Source organism: Gaetbulibacter saemankumensis DSM 17032, assembly GCF_000425645.1.
Classification (GTDB): domain Bacteria; phylum Bacteroidota; class Bacteroidia; order Flavobacteriales; family Flavobacteriaceae; genus Gaetbulibacter; species Gaetbulibacter saemankumensis.
The window spans coordinates 331,428-351,789 of sequence record NZ_AUDV01000005.1; the positions used below are offsets into that span (position 1 = coordinate 331,428).

General features: G+C 37.0%; 11 protein-coding genes. 4 read left to right on the forward strand and 7 right to left on the reverse strand.

Annotated features, from left to right (window positions below):
* Nucleotides 1–7: 7 nt before the first annotated feature.
* The 5 genes from H611_RS0101535 to H611_RS0101555 all read right to left on the reverse strand — a co-directional run bounded on the left by H611_RS0101535 (nt 8) and on the right by H611_RS0101555 (nt 7,697).
* A complete protein-coding gene (locus H611_RS0101535; protein WP_027136688.1) occupies nt 8–2,122 on the reverse strand; it encodes a glycoside hydrolase family 97 protein in 2,115 nt (704 codons plus the stop codon).
* 12 nt (nt 2,123–2,134) lie between these two features.
* The gene (locus tag H611_RS0101540) at nt 2,135–4,444 is read right to left on the reverse strand and encodes a glycoside hydrolase family 65 protein (protein WP_027136689.1); all 2,310 of its coding nucleotides are present in this window, start codon (nt 4,442–4,444) and stop codon (nt 2,135–2,137) included.
* 10 nt (nt 4,445–4,454) lie between these two features.
* The gene (gene pgmB, locus H611_RS0101545; RefSeq protein WP_027136690.1) at nt 4,455–5,114 is read right to left on the reverse strand and encodes a beta-phosphoglucomutase; all 660 of its coding nucleotides are present in this window, start codon (nt 5,112–5,114) and stop codon (nt 4,455–4,457) included.
* 17 nt (nt 5,115–5,131) lie between these two features.
* Nucleotides 5,132–6,490: an MFS transporter gene (locus H611_RS0101550; protein ID WP_027136691.1), complete on the reverse strand. Its 1,359-nt coding sequence runs from the start codon at nt 6,488–6,490 to the stop codon at nt 5,132–5,134.
* A 133-nt stretch (nt 6,491–6,623) separates the two neighbouring features.
* Nucleotides 6,624–7,697, reverse strand: a complete 1,074-nt coding sequence (locus H611_RS0101555) for a LacI family DNA-binding transcriptional regulator (protein ID WP_027136692.1) — start codon at nt 7,695–7,697, stop codon at nt 6,624–6,626.
* 252 nt (nt 7,698–7,949) lie between these two features.
* Between H611_RS0101555 and H611_RS0101560 the strand changes: the two genes are divergently transcribed.
* From H611_RS0101560 to H611_RS0101575, 4 genes are all read left to right on the forward strand, one after another.
* Complete coding sequence (locus H611_RS0101560; protein WP_027136693.1) at nt 7,950–11,126, forward strand: SusC/RagA family TonB-linked outer membrane protein; 3,177 nt, start codon at nt 7,950–7,952, stop codon at nt 11,124–11,126.
* A 9-nt stretch (nt 11,127–11,135) separates the two neighbouring features.
* A complete protein-coding gene (locus tag H611_RS0101565; RefSeq protein ID WP_316928825.1) occupies nt 11,136–12,686 on the forward strand; it encodes a RagB/SusD family nutrient uptake outer membrane protein in 1,551 nt (516 codons plus the stop codon).
* Between the two features lie 21 nt (nt 12,687–12,707).
* The gene (locus H611_RS0101570; RefSeq protein ID WP_027136695.1) at nt 12,708–14,057 is read left to right on the forward strand and encodes a SusE domain-containing protein; all 1,350 of its coding nucleotides are present in this window, start codon (nt 12,708–12,710) and stop codon (nt 14,055–14,057) included.
* Between the two features lie 83 nt (nt 14,058–14,140).
* Nucleotides 14,141–17,035, forward strand: a complete 2,895-nt coding sequence (locus H611_RS0101575; protein ID WP_027136696.1) for an alpha-amylase family glycosyl hydrolase — start codon at nt 14,141–14,143, stop codon at nt 17,033–17,035.
* An 81-nt stretch (nt 17,036–17,116) separates the two neighbouring features.
* On the opposite strand, the gene H611_RS0101580 is transcribed toward H611_RS0101575, so the two are convergent.
* Together H611_RS0101580 and H611_RS0101585 are read right to left on the reverse strand one after the other, a co-directional pair.
* Nucleotides 17,117–18,397, reverse strand: a complete 1,281-nt coding sequence (locus tag H611_RS0101580; protein WP_027136697.1) for a porin — start codon at nt 18,395–18,397, stop codon at nt 17,117–17,119.
* Between the two features lie 155 nt (nt 18,398–18,552).
* A complete protein-coding gene (locus tag H611_RS0101585) occupies nt 18,553–20,358 on the reverse strand; it encodes a family 43 glycosylhydrolase (protein WP_027136698.1) in 1,806 nt (601 codons plus the stop codon).
* Nucleotides 20,359–20,362: the final 4 nt, after the last annotated feature.

The window sequence follows — 20,362 nt, forward strand, 5'->3', positions numbered from 1 at the left end:
AACCTGTTTATTTAAGTTCTTTAATGCTAATAGCATAACCACCTCCAGGTGCCGAGGTTAAAGATAATTTTGATTTACTAGTTACCATTTTAGTCTTGATGGTATACGCCTTCGGGTTGGTTTTGTAATGAGCATCTTTAGCATCGGCATAAATGGTAGCCTCATACTTTTTTTCTGGATCAAGAAAATCTAAAGTAATGTTAGAAATCCTTGAATTAATCCCATTCACATTCCCAATAAACCAGTCTGTGCCATTTTTTTCTTTACGTGCCACTGTAATATAATATCCAGGCTCCGCTTCTAAATAAATACTTTCATCCCAGTCGACAGCCACATCTTTAATAAATTGAAAGGCATCCATAAAGCGCTCATAATTTTCGGGCAAATCGGCTGCCATTTGCAACGGACTATACATCGTAACATACAAGGCCAACTGATTCGCCAATGTACTATTAACATGCGAATTATTATCAGGATTAAGCTTACTAATATCCATTTCGAATATTCCCGGTGTATAATCCATTGGCCCACCTATTAATCGGGTAAATGGCAATACCGTTACATGATTGGGCTTCGAACCTCCGAAGGCCTGATACTCGGTACCTCGTGCCGACTCATTGCCTATTAAATTAGGGTATGTTCTGGCGATTCCTGTTGGTCTAACAGCTTCATGAGCATTTACCATAACCTCATATTCAGCTGCCTTTTCGATAGCATACTGATAATGATTTACAATCCATTGGCTGTAATGGTATTCGCCTCTTGGTAAAATATTTCCAACATATCCACTTTTAACAGCATCATAACCATGGTCTTTCATAAACTGATAAGCCATATCCATATGACGCTCGTAGTTTCTCACAGAACCTGATGTTTCATGATGCATAATCATTTTTACACCTTTTGATGCGGCATACTCATGAATCGCTTCTACATCAAAATCAGGGTATGGTGTCACAAAATCGAACACATAATCTTTTGACTGCCCAAACCAATCTTCCCAACCTTCGTTCCAACCTTCTACAAGCACAGCGTCAAAACCATGTTTGGCAGCAAAATCGATATACATCTTGACATGCTCGGTATTTGCAGCATGCTTTCCGTTAGGTTTTACTTTTGAAAAATCGGTTATTCCCAGTTGTACCGATGGTATGTCGTTGGTATACGCCCAGCTACTTTTCCCGGTTATCATTTCCCACCAAACACCTATATATTTAACAGGTTTTATCCATGACGTATCTTCTATTTCGCAAGGGTCGTTTAAGTTCAAAGTCATTTTTGAAGCCAGTATATCTCGCGCATCATCACTTACCATAATGGTACGCCAAGGTGTATTGGCCGGAGCCTGCATATACCCCTTATCTCCTATGGCATCTGGCGTTAACCAGGACTCGAACACCAAGTTTTCGTCATCCAAATTAAGATGCATACAGGCATAATTTACAAGAGCTGCTTCATGCAGATTTATATATAATCCCGCATCTGTTTTCATCATTAAAGCTGTTTGCACGCCTGTTTTTGAAAACGGTGTTTGCGAAGCATTTTGTGTATAAGCAGTATCGAAAAGCGACCTGATTTCCGATAATTTGGATTCGGTATAATCAAATTCCTGAGTATCGTAATCTCCCGGAATCCAAAATGCCGTATGATCACCCGTCATAGCAAACTGGGTCTTTTCTTCTTTTATAACAAAATAGACCAGATTTTCCTGTTCCGGAAATTCATAACGAAAGCCTAAACCTTCATCGTACATGCGAAATCGTATACGCATAATACGTTCGGTTTCATGTTGCTTGAGTGTCACTGCCAATTCGTTATAGTGATTGCGAATATTCCTTTCTTCTCCCCATACGGGTTGCCAGGATTCATCAAAGCCAGATAATTCAGAATTAATAATTTCAAAATCGTTTAAAAGCGACTTTTCATCATCCTTTAATTCTAACCCTAATTTACTAACTTTTACAACCGGGTGATTTTTATAAGACACCTTATAGGTAGGCGTACCATCCGATAGCAATGAAAATTGCATAGCCACTTCACCCCCAGGCGAAATGAGCTCCTGAGCTCCCAAATTGCAGAACGCAAAAAAACAACCTAAAAATGTAATTAATAATGATTTCATGAGATTTTGTATTTAGTTTAATTCCGGTTCTTTTTCAGCCTTTATTAACTGGGTTTCATTGTTTACATAAATTTGAAGTGCCTGACCCTGCAGTAATTTAAAGGTTGTTTCTGTCTGACTTACTGTAATTTTTAAAACGTGATTTCTAAAATTCACTTTAAAGGAATATCCTTCCCATTGTGTTGGAATTTTAGGTTCGAAATGCAGTGCATTATTTTTTACCCGCATACCACCGAAACCTTCAACAATACTCATCCAGGTTCCTGCCATAGAGGTTATATGAAGCCCCTCTTCTACCTCTTTATTATAGTCATCTAAGTCCAATCGCGAGGTTCTTAAATAGAAGGTATAAGCCTGTTCCATGCGATCAAGCTTGGCCGCTTGAATACTATGCACACAGGGAGACAGCGAACTTTCATGAACAGTGAAAGGTTCATAAAAATCGAAATGTCGCTCCAATGATTCGGTCGTAAAATGGTCTTCAAATAAGTAAAACCCTTGTAACGTATCAGCCTGTTTAATATATGGCGATCGTAATATGCGATCCCAGCTCCATTTTTGATTAATAGGACGTTGGGACTTATTTAAATCATTTACGGTAATTAATTCTTTATCTAAAAACCCATCCTGTTGAAGGTACACCTTGTGTTTTTCTGAATACGGGAAATACATATTATCTGCCACCCGCTTCCAGTCACTAATTTCTTTTGTTGAAATACGAACTTTCTCTTTAATTCTTATAAATTCCGACGGATAATCAGCCTTCACTTTTTCAATACTTTCTATTGCATAATTAATACACCACTGTGCCAGATAATTAGTATACCAGTTGTTATTTACATTGTTTTCGTATTCGTTTGGTCCGGTTACCCCAAGAATCACATACTGATTTTTATCTTCTGAAAACGTAGCGCGTTGCTGCCAGAATCGCGCAATTCCAATTAAAACTTCCAGTCCTTTTTCAGGGATATAACTATAGTCACCCGTATAACGATGATAATTATAAATAGCAAAGGCAATGGCCCCATTACGATGAATTTCTTCGAATGTTATTTCCCATTCGTTATGACATTCTTCGCCATTCATAGTTACCATAGGGTATAAGGCCGCTCCATTAGTAAAACCTAGCTTCCTGGCATTTTCTATGGCTCGCTCCAAATGATTATAACGATATTCCAGAAGGTTTCTCGCTACCTTTTGGTCTTTGGTTGCCATATAAAACGGAATACAATAGGCTTCAGTATCCCAATAAGTACTTCCACCATATTTTTCACCCGTAAATCCTTTAGGTCCAATATTAAGTCTGGAATCTTTCCCTAAATAGGTTTGATTTAACTGAAATATATTGAAACGAATACCTTGCTGTGCTTTTACATCACCGGCAATGTTGATATCGGCCATATCCCAAATATCTGCCCAGTCTTGTTTTTGTTGGTCTAATAGTCCCTCAAAACCTATAGCATTTACTTTATCTAATACCTGATTAGCCGCAGCAACCAGTTCCGTTGCCTCGTGATTTCTATCGACCGTATACCCCCCAAACTTTACAATAGTTAAAGACTCGCCTTTAGCTACCTGTTGTTTAAAACTAAAAGAAATATAATTAGATTTTGAATCTACCTCTGGACTGTATGACTGCAATTCTCCATTCAAGTAGACTTGGGATTCCATGAAAGTACAAATATGAAAATCTGTTTTCATGGTTTTCGATTCTATAAATGCTCGGTGTAATTGCTGAGATACTTTCGTGGTATCCCAAAACTGATCATCCCAATTGGTGTCTTCATTGGTAATACCTGCATCTAAGTATGGCTGAAAAATGATTTCAGCATCTTTATTAAGAGGTGTTACCTGATATTGAATAGCTCCAACCTCATCTAAGTGTAAACTTAAGAAGCGCTTGGTTTTCACCTCTACTTTCGTATCATTCTTTAAGGTGGCCGTAAAACTTCTGGACAGCCAACCTTCTTTCATGTTGAGTTCTCTTGTAAAATCCTCAACAGTTTTACATGAAAACAAATCTAAACGTTCCCCGTTAACAGATACTTGAATACCTATCCAACTCGGTGCGTTTAATACCTTGGCAAAATACTCGGGGTAACCATTCTTCCACCACCCCACTCGGGTTTTATCAGGGTAATACACGCCAGCAATATAACTGCCTTGAAAGGTAGCACCTGTATAGGCTTCTTCAAAATTAGCACGTTGCCCCATGGCACCATTACCAATGCTAAATATACTTTCGGAAGACTTCACTCTATCGGCATCGAAACCCTCCTCTACGATTGACCAGTTATTTGGTTTTATATAGTCTTGATTCATTGTTTTTAATTTAATTTTCTACAAGTAGACTTTGAAAAAATTGACTTGGGAGTTCCGTTAGGTCATTAAAATTATAATCGGCCTCACTCAAAGTATTCTTATCTCCTATCCCTACAGATATCATATTGGCGGTGTTTGCTGCTTCTACACCAGCAATAGCATCCTCAAAAACCACACAATTTTCTGGTGAAAGTTGTAACTTTTGAGCTCCTATTAAGAACACTTCTGGGTCGGGTTTTGCTCTGGAAACACTATTCCCATCAACAATAGCCTTAAATCTATCTAACAGATTCACCTGTTTTAATATCAGTGCGGCATTTTTACTAGCCGACCCTAAAACGTAGTCTATTTTTAAATTATCTAAAGTATCTAGTAACTCGGTGACTCCAGGCAGTATTTCCTCCTGCCCCATTTTTGTTATGTAACTTAAATAGTGTTCATTTTTACTCTTCAAAATCTTCTGTTTCTCTCTTTCTGATAATGTTACATTACCTATTTCTAGTAAAATTTCAAGCGATTTCACACGACTAACGCCCTTCAACAATTCATTATGAGTTTCTGTAAACTGAAATCCCAGTTCGTCGGCAAGGGATTTCCAAGCCAAGAAATGATACTTAGCGGTGTCGACAATAACCCCGTCTAAATCGAATATTACTCCTATCTTTTGCATTATAATTTTAAATACTATTATTGAATTATATCGTCGACATCCTTTACTTTAAAAACTAAAGTTGCCGCTATTAAAAAACTTACCCCACTAACCATTAATGCAAATATGGCCTGATTACCATAGGCATACTTAACAAGGGGACCACCTATTAAAGCATTAATAATTTGGGGTATTACTATGAAGAAATTGAAGATACCCATGTAAACGCCCATTTTTTTTGGTGAAATGGATCCAGCTAAAATAGCGTAGGGCATGGCAAGAATACTTGCCCAGGCTATACCAACCCCAATCATGGAAATGATAAGCCAATTTTTACCGGGCAAAATATAAATGGAGAGTAAGCCCAGACCTCCTATAATTAAGGAAAGGGCATGTGTTTTCTTTCTACCAATCTGTTTTGCTATGTAAGGTAAGGCGAACGCATATAGTGCTGAAACTAAATTGTAAACACCAAATAAAACACCCACCCAATCGCCAGCTTCCTGATATCTTAAACTACTACTATCGGAAATTGGTAAATAAAATGTATGCTGTGCTATAGCGGGTGTTGTAAACACCCACATACCGAAAAGTCCAAACCAAGAAAAAAACTGCACCCAGCTTAACTGGCGCATGGTTTCAGGCATTTTCTTAAAATCTTCAAAAACATCTAACAGACTAGACTCCTTTTTTTCACTTTCTGAAACCACCGTTTCGGCATGCAAACTCTCATCTTCAAATTGTGCCAACTCCTCAGGAGAATACTCTTTGGTAGTTAAAACCGTTACTAAAATGGATATTATTAATACAGCCGCACCTATAATAAAGGAGAGAATTAAATGGGTTGGTACGGCTCCATTAAGAGCTTCATTCGATACGCCAAACCAATTAGACAATGCATAAGGCAACCAGGATCCTATTACGGCCCCGAACCCTATTAAGGCGGTTTGCACACTAAAACCTAAGGTACGCTGATCGGTTCTTAAATTATCACCAACTAAGGCTCGAAAAGGTTCCATTGCAATATTTATGGAAGCATCCATAATCATGAGCATGCCTGCGCCTACCCAAAGGGCTGGCATAAAAGCAATGAATAAATCGGCTTGAGGGAGTAATACCAATCCTACAGCAGCCAATATGGCTCCAATAAGAAAATAAGGCTTTCTTCGTCCAAATTTACCCCATGTTTTATCACTGTAATGACCAATAATAGGCTGTACAATTAACCCCATTAAAGGAGCAATTATCCAAAACCATGATAACTCATGTACATCGGCACCAAAAATTTGAAGTATCCTACTGGCGTTGGCATTTTGAAGGGCGAAACCCATCTGGATTCCTAAAAATCCGAAACTCATGTTCCAAATTTCTAAGAAACTTAACTTACGCTTTTCCATTAAATAGTATGTTTACATTAATACTATTTGATAAGCGAATATTTACTTATCAAAACTTACGTGAGAAGTGAAAATATAAGTTTTGATTTGGATACAAATATAGGAAAGATTTTTATTTATCCTAAAAAAAATACTATTTAGTAGATTCTCTTTCAATAATTTCGGTTTCAATAACCACCTTTATATAATCAGATTTCACATCATTATTTACTATGTATTGATCATATTCGGTATTATCGGCTTCCAGTCTATCTATTAACAAATTAGCGGCTTGCTCACCCATCTTTTGCCCATGTTGACTCACCGTTGTTAAGCTAGGTGTAGCGTGTTTAGACAGTACACCATCAGTAAATCCGATAACCTGAATATCCTCTGGAATACTTAAACCTAACTTTCTTGCTACTTTCATGGCAGATACCGCATATAATTCATTAACCGCAAAAACACCATCAATATGACTATTAGCCTTAAAAAATTGTGCAATCTCAGTTTCAAGAATCTCTAAATGATTCTCGACATCTAAGCTATCATCAATCTTTAAAATTAAATTCGACTGGGGCTCTAGTTTATTGTTTTCCAAAGCTTCCAAATACCCTTCGGTTCTTAATCGTCCTACGCTTACATAATCCATTGTAGTAATTAAGGCTATATTTTTACATCCCTTTTCTACCAGCTTGTTAACAGCTTTTACCGCACCGTTAAAATCGTCGACAATAACCTTATCGCAATTCACCTCATTAACCACTCGATCAAACATCACAATGGGCATGCCTTGATTTATAGTAGCTTTAAAATGATGGTAATCTTGTTTTAACAAGGTTTCCTTTGAAATAGACAATATAAACCCATCAATGCTTCCATTAGCCAGCATTTCCATATTAATAATTTCCTTGGAAAAGGATTCATTAGAGAGTCCGACAATAACATTGTACCCACGCCTGTTCGCTATGAGCTCGATACCTCTAATAACCGTTGAGAAAAAGTGATGTACAATTTCAGGAATTAAAATACCAATGGTTTTGGTTTTTCTGTTTTTTAAACTAAGCGCGATATTATTAGGCTTATAATTGTATAAGTTTGCAAAGGCTTGAATTTTCTGTGTGGTCTCTTCACTAATTTCCTTGCTACCACTTAACGCTTTGGAAACCGTTGATATGGAGACATCTAATTCTCGCGCAATCTGTTTTAAAGTGATCTTTTTTTTCATCATGTTATTTCGGAGCTATATTCCGACTATTTAAATATGGTCATATAAAGATATCATATTATTTGAAATCAAATAACGGTTATGTAATTATGAATTTTTACCTCCAAAACTGAAAAGTTATCAACACGAAAACGTTTTCGCTAAATATTTCGTAATTCAAAAGCATTAATTTTAAGAATCAATTATTTAGATTTGAATCGAGAAGTGAAAATATAACTAAACTAAAACCAAGATTTTAACAAAAATTAATGTATGAAAACAATAATTAATAGCCTATTGTTTTTTCTGCTTTTTGCACCCTCAATATTATTGGCGCAAACAAGTTTGAAGGGAACAGTAACAGAACAATCTACATCGCTCCCCATTCCCGGAGTGAATGTTATTGTAAAAGGAACATCGATTGGTGCCGCCACCGATTTTGATGGCAACTATGAAATTGAAGTCAAAGAAGGGGATATTCTCTCATTTACCTTTTTGGGTTACCAACCACAAGAAATCACTTATACCGGACAACAACGACTGGATGTAATCCTTTTAGAAGACACCGCCGTATTAGATGAAGTTGTCGTTATTGGTTACGGTAGCGTAAAAAAAGAAGACCTAACCGGATCGGTTGAAGTAATCTCATCGGATGACTTCAATCAGGGAGCCGTAGTATCTCCTGATCAATTATTACAAGGTAAAGCGGCAGGTGTGCGTATAACAAGTGCAGGTGGACAACCCGACGCTGCTCCAAACATTCGAATTAGAGGTGGTTCTTCCCTATCGGGAAATAATTCACCGCTAATAGTTATCGATGGTGTTCCATTAGATAACGGCGGTGTTGCCGGAGTAGGAAACCCTTTAAGCTTAGTTAACCCCAATGATATTGAAAGTTTTTCTATTTTAAAAGATGCATCTGCAACTGCCATCTATGGTTCTAGAGCTTCTAATGGGGTAATTATCATTACCACAAAAAAAGGAACTTCAGGAGACCCAAAATTCAATTTCTCAGCAAGAACTTCACTTAGTAACATTAACAGAAATGATCAAGTAGAGGTTATGGATGGTAATACGTTTGTAAAATTTGTACAAATGTATTTCCCCGAAAACTTAGGAGCTTTAGGTGTTCCTATTGGTTCGGTTTCTTCTAATGAGAAAGTATCTCAAATAATTAGTACACCAGACGGGGATCGTGCTATTTATAATTCTAACTGGCAAGATGCTATTTATAGAACAGCTCTAACCTCTGATTACAATTTTGGTGTTCGAGCGAATCTGTTCGAAACACTACCATTACGAGCGTCTATAGGATATAACAATACTGAAGGTGTAGTAAAAACTAATGATTATGAAAGAGTTACAGCTTCTCTTAGATTATCTCCTAAATTTTTTGATGAACATTTAAAAATCGATTTAAATGCCAAAGTGACTGCCGTAGACAAAAACGCTGTAGATGAAGGAGGTGCTATAGGAGGTGCTATTTCCATGGATCCTACTAAACCTGTTTATGATAGCAACTCTATTTTCGGTGGCTATTACCAACAGTTAAGACCTGCAGATCACCCGAATGCTCCAAATGAAAAAGTTGGATCTTCAAACCCACTTGCCGTGTTAATGCAGAGACATAGACCTGAAAAAGTAAAACGCCTACTAGGTAACATTGAATTCGATTATAAACTTCATTTTTTACCTGAATTAAGAGCTGTTGTTAACTTAGGATTGGAAGCCTCTAGAGCAAAAATTAATGAATCCTATACAGATTATGCAGTAAACAGCTATGCACCTGTAAGTAGTGCTGACCCAGATAGTCCACTACCTGCTGGCACCTACATTTTACAACCAGGTATAAGTTTTGGTGAAAATCAGCACATCACGAATACCACAATGGAATCTTATCTCGTTTACCGAAAAGAATTCGACAACATCTTTGTTAGAAGCTTTGATGTACAGGGTGGCTACTCATACCAAAACTTCAAAAATGATGGCAACAAAACGGAATTCACCGAAGACCCTGCATATGAAGACGGTAAAATTGCTGGCGTAGATTACGACCTGGATTTAGATGGTATTACAGGTGACCGTGTGCGCTCTATAAACCCAAACAACCCGAATGGCAGATATTTTAATGAATTAAATTTACAATCCTTTTTTGGACGTGCAAACATAAATTTAGGCAACAAATATTTATTAACCGCATCATTTAGAGCAGATGCGTCTTCATTCTTTACAGAAGAAAATCGCTGGGGCTATTTCCCTTCAGCGGCACTAGCCTGGAAAGTAAAAGAAGAGACTTTTTTAAAGGATGTAAATTTTGTGCAAGACTTTAAAATAAGATTAGGATGGGGTAAAACGGGTCAGCAAGATATTTCTGGTCAGGTTGGGTTCTATCCATCTATTCCTTTATTTGAAATAGGATCACAAACCAGTCAATATATTAGTGGCGTAACACTATATAATGCCAAAGAATTCAACCCCGATTTAACATGGGAAAAAACATCTACTTATAACGCCGGCGTCGATTTTGGATTTTTCAACAACAATGTCCTTTCGGGTTCATTCGATATCTTCAAAAGAGAAACAACCGACTTATTGGTATTAACAGGTGTACCTCCTGGACAAGCTTTAAGCGACCAGATTATTCAAAATGTTGGTGAAACCGAGAGTAAAGGTTTTGAATTAAACTTAAACCTAACTCCAGTACAAACTAACGATTTCAATCTTTCATTAAATGGTAATCTATCATACAATATCACCGAAGTTACTAACTTAAGTGGCGTTGAAAGAATTACCGTTAACAAAGATGAAGCTAGATTAGATTTTGGTACAGGTAATTTCTTATTAAGACATGCGGTGGGACAGCAAGCAGGTTCTGCTTGGGTTTACAAACAAGTGTATGCCGAAAACGGCGACCCTGTACTTGGAGCCTTTGTAGACTTAAATGGTGACGGCCGTATTACTGAAGCAGACAGATATTACAGACCTATACAACCTAACTGGACCTTTGGCTATGGCATTAATATCACCTATAAAAATTGGGATTTTGGCGCAAGTTTTAGAGGTCAGCTAGATGGTGAAATATACAATTCTAGAAGATTATCTCATGGTGCTATTGCCAATGCCAAGTCGTTAGACGGCAACTCGTTTACCAACCAATTAAACTTTTTCACAGGTGCAGCAAATCCTGTATTCACGAATATCAAGGATCCTATCCAATATTCTGATTATTTCTTAGAAGGAGCTTCCTTCTTACGATGTGAAAATATAGTTGTAGGTCATACTTTAACTGATGTTATTAAAAACGCATCCATTAAAATTTATGGAGCTGTTAATAACCCATTCCTTATAACAAATTATTCTGGACAAGATCCGGAAAATTTCACGGGAATAGATAAAAATTTCTACCCTAGATCGACTATCTATAATATGGGTGTAAACATTGATTTTTAAACAACGAACATGATGAAAAATAAAATATTAAAATTAGTATTTAGCTTTGTTGTTATTAGTTCACTAACCATAGGATGCACAAGTGACCTAGACACCAAACCTTTAATTGAGCTTTCTTTGGATGAGCTATTAGCTCAAGACCCAAATGCTGTAGAAGGAATTCTTTCCAGACTTTATGGTTCATTTGCTCTATCAGGACCTCAAGGTGAAGGTAGCTCTGATATTAGTGATGATGCGGGAGAATCACCGTTTTTAAGAGGTATTGTAAATCTACAGGATTTTGCTGCCGATGCTATGAAAAATCGTTGGGGAGATAACGGATTAGATCAATTAACCACCACAACAGACTGGACTCCGGACAACAAATTCTTTAGATATCTTTATAACCGTATATTCTTTACCATTCCTCAGTGCAACAATTTGTTGGCTGCAATGCAAAATGTAAATGTAGATAATGCTGAAGCAATTAACGCAGAAGTACGATTTATTAGAGCCTTAGCAAACTTTTATTTAATAGATGTATTTGGTAAAGGTGTAAAAGCTACAGAAGAAAACATTGGTCAATTAGACCCACTACCAGAAATTTCAAGAAAAGATTTATTCGCTTGGGTAGAATCTGAACTTTTAGATGTCGTAGACAAATTACCGGACACAAACACTTATGGACGTGCCACAAACGCTGCTGCTCAAATGCTATTAGCTAAACTTTATTTAAATGCCGAAGTTTACACAGGTACCGAACAATACGAAAAGGCTGCTTTTTATGCAAACAAAGTAATTACTGAAAGTTCGTTTTCTTTAGACCCTGATTTTATCAGTTTGTTTTCAGCCGATAATAATACGTCTAACGAAATTATATTTCCATTAATAGCCGATGCAACAAGCAGTAAAAGTTTTGGAAACACAACTTACTTAGTAAATGGCAGTTTAAATTCTGCAACCATGCCTATAGCTGAATTCGGGGCTACCGAAGGCTGGGGCGGACACAGATCTAGCAAAGCCTGGTATGGATTATTTGGAAATTTAGAAACTTCAACCGATGTGAGGGCATCTTTATTCTGGACTGAAGGCCATGAATATGAAATGACAGACTATAAAGAATGGACAGACGGTTATCCTTCAACTAAATTCAGAAATACAAATTATTATTCAAGCTCTTCTGCAACGAAATTTTCTAATACCGATTTTCCACTATTTAGATTGGCAGATGCCTATTTAATGTACGCTGAGTGTGCGGTAAGAAATGCAGCTGGAACCAATATGAATACTGCAGTTGCATATGTTAATGCTGTTCGTAAGCGTTCTAATGCTTCTGAAATAACCCAAAACGATTTAACCGAGCAATTTATTATCGATGAGCGCGGAAGAGAATTAAATTTTGAAGGTCATAGACGTACCGATTTAATACGTTTTGGCTTGTTTACAGGCAGTTCATATCTATGGCCTTGGAAAGGTGGCGTAAAAGATGGCACAAGTATTCCTGCTACTTATAAGCTTTACCCGATTCCATCTTCTGCCTTACAGGCAAACCCCAACTTAACTCAAAACCCAGGTTATTAATAAACTAAACTAATTATTACGATGAAAAATATAAAATTATTATCGCTGCTTATTATAGCCTTAATAAGCTTTAACTCTTGCGACCAAGAAGACGACCTAGTATTTGTTGCACAACCACCAGCAGATGGTATTACATTTTCTAATATGTTTTTAGAAGAATACGTGCTTATTCCGTCTGCGGCCAATAATATTGGAGAACGTTTCACTTGGAGAAACGCTGACTTTGGTGTTCCTACCAATACGACTTACGAATTGGAAAATTCTATTTTAGGTGATTTTACAGATGCCACAACATTAGGAACTACTATGGAAAATGACTTAGCCGTTACTATAGGAAAAATGTTAAGCTTAGCTAAAGAATCAGGATTAGACAACGACCCTGGTACCGAAGCTCCTAACACAGGAAAACTTTATTTCAGACTAAAAGCTACTATTGGTATCGATGGTCTTCCTACTTATTCGGAACCACAAGAACTAACGGTTGTTTTGCCAGAAGCTGTTGATACCGGAGGTGCATATGAAGTGGCTAGCTGGGGGATTGTAGGCTCTGGATATAACAATTGGGGCGGATTTGCTGATGCCAAATTCTATACCACAGATACAGATGGGGTTATCGTTTCTTATGTTAATTTAATTGATGGAGATATAAAATTCCGTGAAAATAATGCTTGGGGAGGTGATCTTGGTGATGCTAATCTGGATGGTGTTTTAGATAGTGACCCAGATAATAATATTGCTGTTACTGCGGGAGATTACAAAGTAACGATCAACACTAACGACAATAGCTATACCATAGAAGAATTTTCATGGGGTATTGTAGGCTCAGGATATAACAACTGGGGAGAAACACCAGATGCTAAATTATATTACGACTATACTACTGACACTTTTAAAGTAGGCTTAAAATTACTTGATGGCGAAATAAAATTTAGAATGAATAACGCATGGGGCGGCGATCTTGGTGACGCTAATCAGGATGGTGTTTTAGATGCCGATCCAGATAACAATATCGCTACCACAGAAGGTCATTATCTAATAACACTTGATTTAAAGGACAACTCCTACTCTATTGAACCTGCAACCGTATTAGGTCTTGTTGGTTCTGGATATAACAACTGGGGTGAGACGGCTGATGCCAGTTTAACAGAAATTCAACCAGGTGTTTGGTTTGCCGACAACATCACCCTTCTTGATGGAGAAATTAAAGTAAGACCAAACAACAAATGGGAAAACGATTATGGTGATGCTAATGGCGATAACATCCTTGACCAGGATGCCGATAATAATATTGCTGTTGAAGCCGGAAATTATGTAATAAGCATTGATTTTAACGATCCTAGCGGTCCTGTTTACGCTTTCGACAAAAGATAGATATAGTAAAATATTGTTTAATATTTATTAACCAAAACGGTTGTACTATATCCTAGTACAACCGTTTTTTTATGCTACTAAAAATGAGAAAAATTACTACCATATTATTGATATTGTTTACATACTTGGGGTTTTCCCAAAAACAAGATATCAGTTATACGATAACACCGCTCCCCTTTAATGAAGACGACAATATTACCATAACATTTGAAGGAAACACCATCAACGAATCTACATGGGGCGTTACAGATAATGCCCTATACCTATGGGCATGGTCTAAAGATTCGAACCTCGAGAATATACAAGATTGCCCTACTAATGGGAGTTGGGATAATTCAAATGAAGCCAATCGTTTAACTTACAATTCCGTAAACGACACCTATGCAATCAGATTTGTTCCATCCGTATTTTATAGCCGAACCAACATAGGACAAATTGGATTTTTAGTGAAGGCTAAAGATGGTAGTAACTTAAAGCAATCTGAAGATTACCTTGAAGACGTTGGCCTCTTTCAAATCACATTAACACAACCCACAAAAACGACATCAATAATTACAATGGGAAGCAATTTTAATGTAGCCGCCTCTAACACAGGAGGCACGGCCAATTATATCCTAAAAGCCAATGAAACTATTATTGACTCTCAATCTAACATTTCCAACTATAGCTTTACCGATACATCGGTATCTGAAAACAAAAACTACACTTTAGAAGTTACAGTCTTAGGAGAAACTAAAACCAAAACATTTTCTGTACTTGTAGACCCCGAAACTTCATACGAAATAATGCCGCAAAGTTATTTGGATGGTATTAATTATGATGACAACGACCCTACCAAAGCTACTTTGGTTTTATATGCTCCAGGAAAAGACTTTGTGTATGTAGCAGGAAGTTTTAACAACTGGCAACCTGATACCAGTTATGCTATGAAACGTGACCCATCCAGAAACAACAAATTCTGGTTAACCTTAACAGGTTTAACTCCCGGACAGCTTGAGTCGTATCAATATTGGGTCATCGACAAAACACCTATTACAAATTCACCCACTTTAGTAAAAGTAGCCGATCCCTATTCTAACTTGGTGTTATCGCCATTCGATGATCCCTATATACCTAATACTACCTATCCAAATTTACCAGAATACCCATCGGGACAAGAACGTGAGGTTACGGTACTTCAAACCAATCAGCCCTCCTATAACTGGCAGGTTGAAAACTTTGTAAAACCAAAAAAAGAAGATTTGATCATTTATGAATTATTGATTCGTGATTTTGATGCTGATAGAAATTTTCAAGATGTTATAGATAAAATAGACTATTTAAAAAGTTTAAATATTAATGCTATTGAACTCATGCCTATTATGGAATTTGAAGGCAATGAAAGTTGGGGCTACAATACATCTTTTCACATGGCCTTGGATAAATTCTACGGTACAGAATCAAAATTTAAAGAGCTTATTGATACCTGTCATCAAAACGGCATTGCCGTAATTTTGGATTTAGCCATTAATCACGCCTTTGGAAGAAATCCGCTGGTGCGACTCTGGATGAACGATCCGGAAAATGATGGTTGGGGAGACCCTAGCTCTGAAAATCCTTATTTTAATCAATCACCAAAACATTCTTACAATGTAGGTTCAGACTTCGATCATTCAAATTCGTTTACTAAAGTTTATACCAAGCGCGTTGTAAAACACTGGATTGAAAACTTTAAAATTGATGGTATACGATGGGATTTAACCAAAGGATTCACTCAAAACTGTGAAAATAATGAAGGTTGCACGAATGACTATAATGCCGATCGTGTTGCCGTACTTAAAGAATATGCCGATTACAGCTGGAGTCTAGACCCCGATCATTATATCATTTTTGAACATCTTGGAACAGCATGGGATGCGAACAACGATGGATTGACCTCTAGAGATGAAGAAACCGAATGGGCTAATTATAGAGTTGATGAAGGAAAAGGCATCATGCTGTGGGGCAATATAAACCACGAGTATAATGAGCTCACTATGGGATACACCGGCAATATAACCGATATGGGACATAAGGCCAGAAGTTTCCAAAAACCACGACTTGTTGGCTATGCCGAAAGTCATGACGAAGAACGCCTCATGTACAAAAACCTGCAATTCGGTAATAGTAATGGCAGTTATGATGTAACTAATTTAGAAACCGCCTTGTCCAGAATGCCCGCTTTGGGAGCTGTAAGCTTAACCATCCCTGGACCTAAAATGATATGGCATTTTGGTGAATTAGGTATGAACAACTCCATTTTTACATGTAATAATGGGGCTGTTAATGATTTGAATGGCAATAACGGTGATTGTAAACTAGATACAAAGCCTCAACCCCAATGGAGCAATAACTGGACGGACGATAGCGCAAGAAATCAAATTTATGAGGCTTGGTCCCGAATTATTAATTTAAAAATTAACGAACCAGTATTTGAAGGCGATTATACAATTACCTCTAATAACCTCACCCCGAGAATAAGCATCTTTACTGGTGATGAAAACAGCTCAGGAAGCTCCCTTAAAAATATTATAATCATAGCTAATTTTGGTGTGGTTTCACAAAACATTAATCCCAATTTCCCTTACACAGGCACTTGGTATGATTTAATGGATACTTCTGGAAACACTACAATTGATGGCAGTACAAGCAGTATTAATTTAGAGCCTGGCGGTTATAAAATTTATGGCAATACCATGACTACCCTATCTTCACCAATATTTGAAGACCAATCCGACTTAAAAATGTTTCCAAATCCTGTTTCCGAAAAATTCACTCTAAACCAGTCCGTAACAAAAGTTAATATTTACGACATCACCGGGAAACATTTACAATCCCATCATGGATACTTTTCGAAAGGCCATGAATTTAATATTTCATCATTATCTCATGGTATATACATTGTTGAAATAATTAATAACCATAAACAATCCCAATCAAAAAAAATAATTAAACTATAACTAAATAAAAAAGGCTTAGTTCAACACTAAGCCTTTTTTTTTACTGACTACTGCAACATGATTACATTAATAAATTTTCTGCTAATAATTAATTTGTATCTGCATACGTAATAAGTGTCCTGTCTGAAAGTTCGAAGTCTTTACACCATCTTCAAAGCGGCGTTCCGCATAGGTGTAATTTAAAGCAATTTCAAAAGGATAAAATGGACTCCACTCCGATCCGATTTCAAATTCTTTTACATTATAGCTTCGAGCGTCCAATTCAAATTTCTTGCCGCCATCGTAATACTGAAAACGCATGAAAGGATAAAATTTATGCTTTCCAGCCTGAACATTACCTATAATACTAAGGTAACCACCGTTTAAATTCTGCTGTTCTACCCAATTATTCATCGGAGAATACTCAGGTCCATTACCAATGTTATATTCCATTTGAAAACCTATTGGCTGGGGATAATAAATAACGGAAGCTGCCACACGGTAATCGTCAAAAAAGGCGTCCTGCGCATTTAAAGGGTTGCCAAAATCGTCATATCGTCCTTTAGCAATTACCCCTTCGGTAGTTGACGTTAATTGATACTTCCCATAATATCCCTGTATAGAGGTTTCTAAATACTGTCCGTTAGCAAATTCGAAAGGATAGGTTAATCGCGTTGCTACATGAAAGGAACCATTATTGTCTGGAACTGTAGCATTAGCGGTTTGTCCATTAAATATCCCAATACCAAAAACACCATAATCACCACTTCCTTTTAAACCTTTATCGATTAAAGTTTTAAATCGTTTTTGTACCGTAGGAGAAGCGTAATAAAAAGCGACCATCATATCCCGTTCGTTTTTAAAAGCACTATTTATAGGGTCTGATCGATCTAAAGGTATCCTATTTTGAGACGACTGTAAATTATCAAATCCATACATAATCTTACTTTGGCCAATCCTAAAACGGTACTTCTTTAACTTATCTAAATAAACATCAAAATAGCCATCGCGCAATTGCCCCAGATTTTTACCATCGGAAGCAAAATCGGGCTGGATATAAAAATAAATCTGCGGATGAATCCACCCTGAAAATTTAATTCTCAACCTTCGTAATGAAAACCCTTTTTCACCACCGTAAGTGGCATCACATTGTTCACATTTCAAATCTGTATTCGATTTCGCATTACCACGAAATTGTAAGTAACCATCAATTTTAATTCTGTCTGTCCAGTTCTTAAAGCCGAAAGGATTCGAAACAGAGTCTTGTTTGAATGAGTCGTTATAAATACTTTGAAGAAATCCGGAATTATTAACACTACCGTCCTGTGCGACCAGTTTAAAAATTCCGAAAATAATAATTAAAAGGAGTATTATTTTTTTCATATAAAGTGTTATTTACTAACCCTCAACACCTTATAAATGTACTAAATTAAACGCATAAATTAATTGGCTTAACAATAAAATAATACCAAAAAAGAAAAAGACTCAGATTTACTGAGCCTTTTTAATATGATATTGCATGGTTTTATTATTTCAGTTTAATCAACTTTAATAATTTCAGAAGCATCGGAAATTCCATTTTCACTGTAGGCTTCTATTCTAAAATAATAAGAGGTATCTCTGTCTAAACAACGCATATAATGTTCGTTATCACCATAAACTTGCCACGACTGGTATAATTTATCAGGGGCTATTCCCCATTGGATATTATACCCTTGAGCGCCCTTAACCGGTTTCCAAGTCAGAGTTACATCTCTTCGATCGTCTTCACGCTTTACCGAGAAGTCTTTTACCTTTTGGGGTGCTTTACCAAAGCCTTTACCAAACACTCTTATTTCAGATAATGCCAGATTATTTCCAGGCACTTCTACATTACGGTAACGCACATATTTAGCAGATACTGGTGCATTAAGTACGATGTAAGCATTCGGACTATCTTTGTAACTATTACTTCTATCTACTACAGTTTCCCAGTTTTTTCTATCGTTAGATATGTCGATGTAAAATCGATGACGCAAGCCTTCGGTACGCGTATAAATACCAGATTCATGATCGTGATAATTTAACTGGAACGCATATATTTTTCCAGGATTTAACATGTCTATTTTCACCCATTGCTTATCATCGTTTGCATCGGCTACCCAGAAAGATTTCGGACTTTCATCCGTCAATACATTTGCGATTATTTCGCCTTCAGTATTTTTTTCCAATGGTATTTCTGTAATGTCATAATTATCATCGGTAGATGTGCTTTTAACAATTTGCATTTGCGATGACGATACGGTGGTTTTTCCCTTGTAGGATAATAACATCCAACCATTATGTTGTCCGGCTTTTGTAGGGTGATTAGGAGCATAACGCGGATAATCACCATAATTTGTATTTGATGACATTAATCCTTCATCATCGAAATTTACAGGAAACATACACAGGCGTCTTTCCCAATGGGAGTTAGAAGCCAAGGCCATAGTTGAAAAATGCCAGTACTGATCGTTAGTCTGTTTTACCGTAATACCATGTCCGGCACCGTTAGTAAACCCTCCTGGTTTGAAAGACATTGGATTACTCTTCATATATTCGAAAGGACCTAATGGTGTTTCTCCAATATATACACCATCGGCATATACATTAAACTGTGTACCCGGGGCTGCGTATTGCAGATAGTATTTACCATTATATTTGGTCATGGAAGCACCTTCCATATAACCTTCCTTGATTGTTGGATGAAAGTTATTTTCACCAAAACGCTCCCAACCGTGTTCTTCTTCAACAAGATTGATTAAATCCTTCTTCACTCCGGTTTCCAGCATACGATCGTCTTTATTTAATTCTTTAACACGAATAGGATGCACGTTTGAGGATCCCCAATACAAATACGTTTTCCCATCATCGTCGATAAATAATTCTGAATCCTGAATATTATTGGTGATAGAAGCTGTTGGTGTCCATTTACCATTCTTTGGATCGTCGGTATAAAGAATACTTCCGTAGCCTGCAGGATCTCCGGCTAAATATATTTTTTCGTCTTTAAAATTAAATGCTGTTGGAGCATTACACCCCTCAAAAAACCACTGATCAGGTTTAATAAATGTCCAGTTTACCAGATCTGTAGAGTGCCAATACCCAAACGAACGGGTTACAAACATATAATATTCACCACGGAATTCTACCACGGCAGGATCGGCGCCAGATCGATACGATATGTTCCGGCTCGAATTATATACCATATAGGTATAATCGATATCGATTGGGTTACAATATGTCTGAGGAACTATTTCCTGTGCCTGTAAAGCCACACTTAAAAATAAAGCTAGCCCTGCAAACAAATGCCTTAAAAATGTCATGTTT

Bases quoted from the DNA above. Each gene is read 5' to 3' on its own strand.
- H611_RS0101535 (WP_027136688.1), bottom strand. From the start codon at position 2,122: ATGAAATCATTATTAATTACATTTTTAGGTTGTTTTTTTGCGTTCTGC.
- H611_RS0101540 (WP_027136689.1), bottom strand. From the start codon at position 4,444: ATGAATCAAGACTATATAAAACCAAATAACTGGTCAATCGTAGAGGAG.
- pgmB (WP_027136690.1), bottom strand. From the start codon at position 5,114: ATGCAAAAGATAGGAGTAATATTCGATTTAGACGGGGTTATTGTCGAC.
- H611_RS0101550 (WP_027136691.1), bottom strand. From the start codon at position 6,490: ATGGAAAAGCGTAAGTTAAGTTTCTTAGAAATTTGGAACATGAGTTTC.
- H611_RS0101555 (WP_027136692.1), bottom strand. From the start codon at position 7,697: ATGAAAAAAAAGATCACTTTAAAACAGATTGCGCGAGAATTAGATGTC.
- H611_RS0101560 (WP_027136693.1), top strand. From the start codon at position 7,950: ATGAAAACAATAATTAATAGCCTATTGTTTTTTCTGCTTTTTGCACCC.
- H611_RS0101565 (WP_316928825.1), top strand. From the start codon at position 11,136: ATGATGAAAAATAAAATATTAAAATTAGTATTTAGCTTTGTTGTTATT.
- H611_RS0101570 (WP_027136695.1), top strand. From the start codon at position 12,708: ATGAAAAATATAAAATTATTATCGCTGCTTATTATAGCCTTAATAAGC.
- H611_RS0101575 (WP_027136696.1), top strand. From the start codon at position 14,141: ATGAGAAAAATTACTACCATATTATTGATATTGTTTACATACTTGGGG.
- H611_RS0101580 (WP_027136697.1), bottom strand. From the start codon at position 18,397: ATGAAAAAAATAATACTCCTTTTAATTATTATTTTCGGAATTTTTAAA.
- H611_RS0101585 (WP_027136698.1), bottom strand. From the start codon at position 20,358: ATGACATTTTTAAGGCATTTGTTTGCAGGGCTAGCTTTATTTTTAAGT.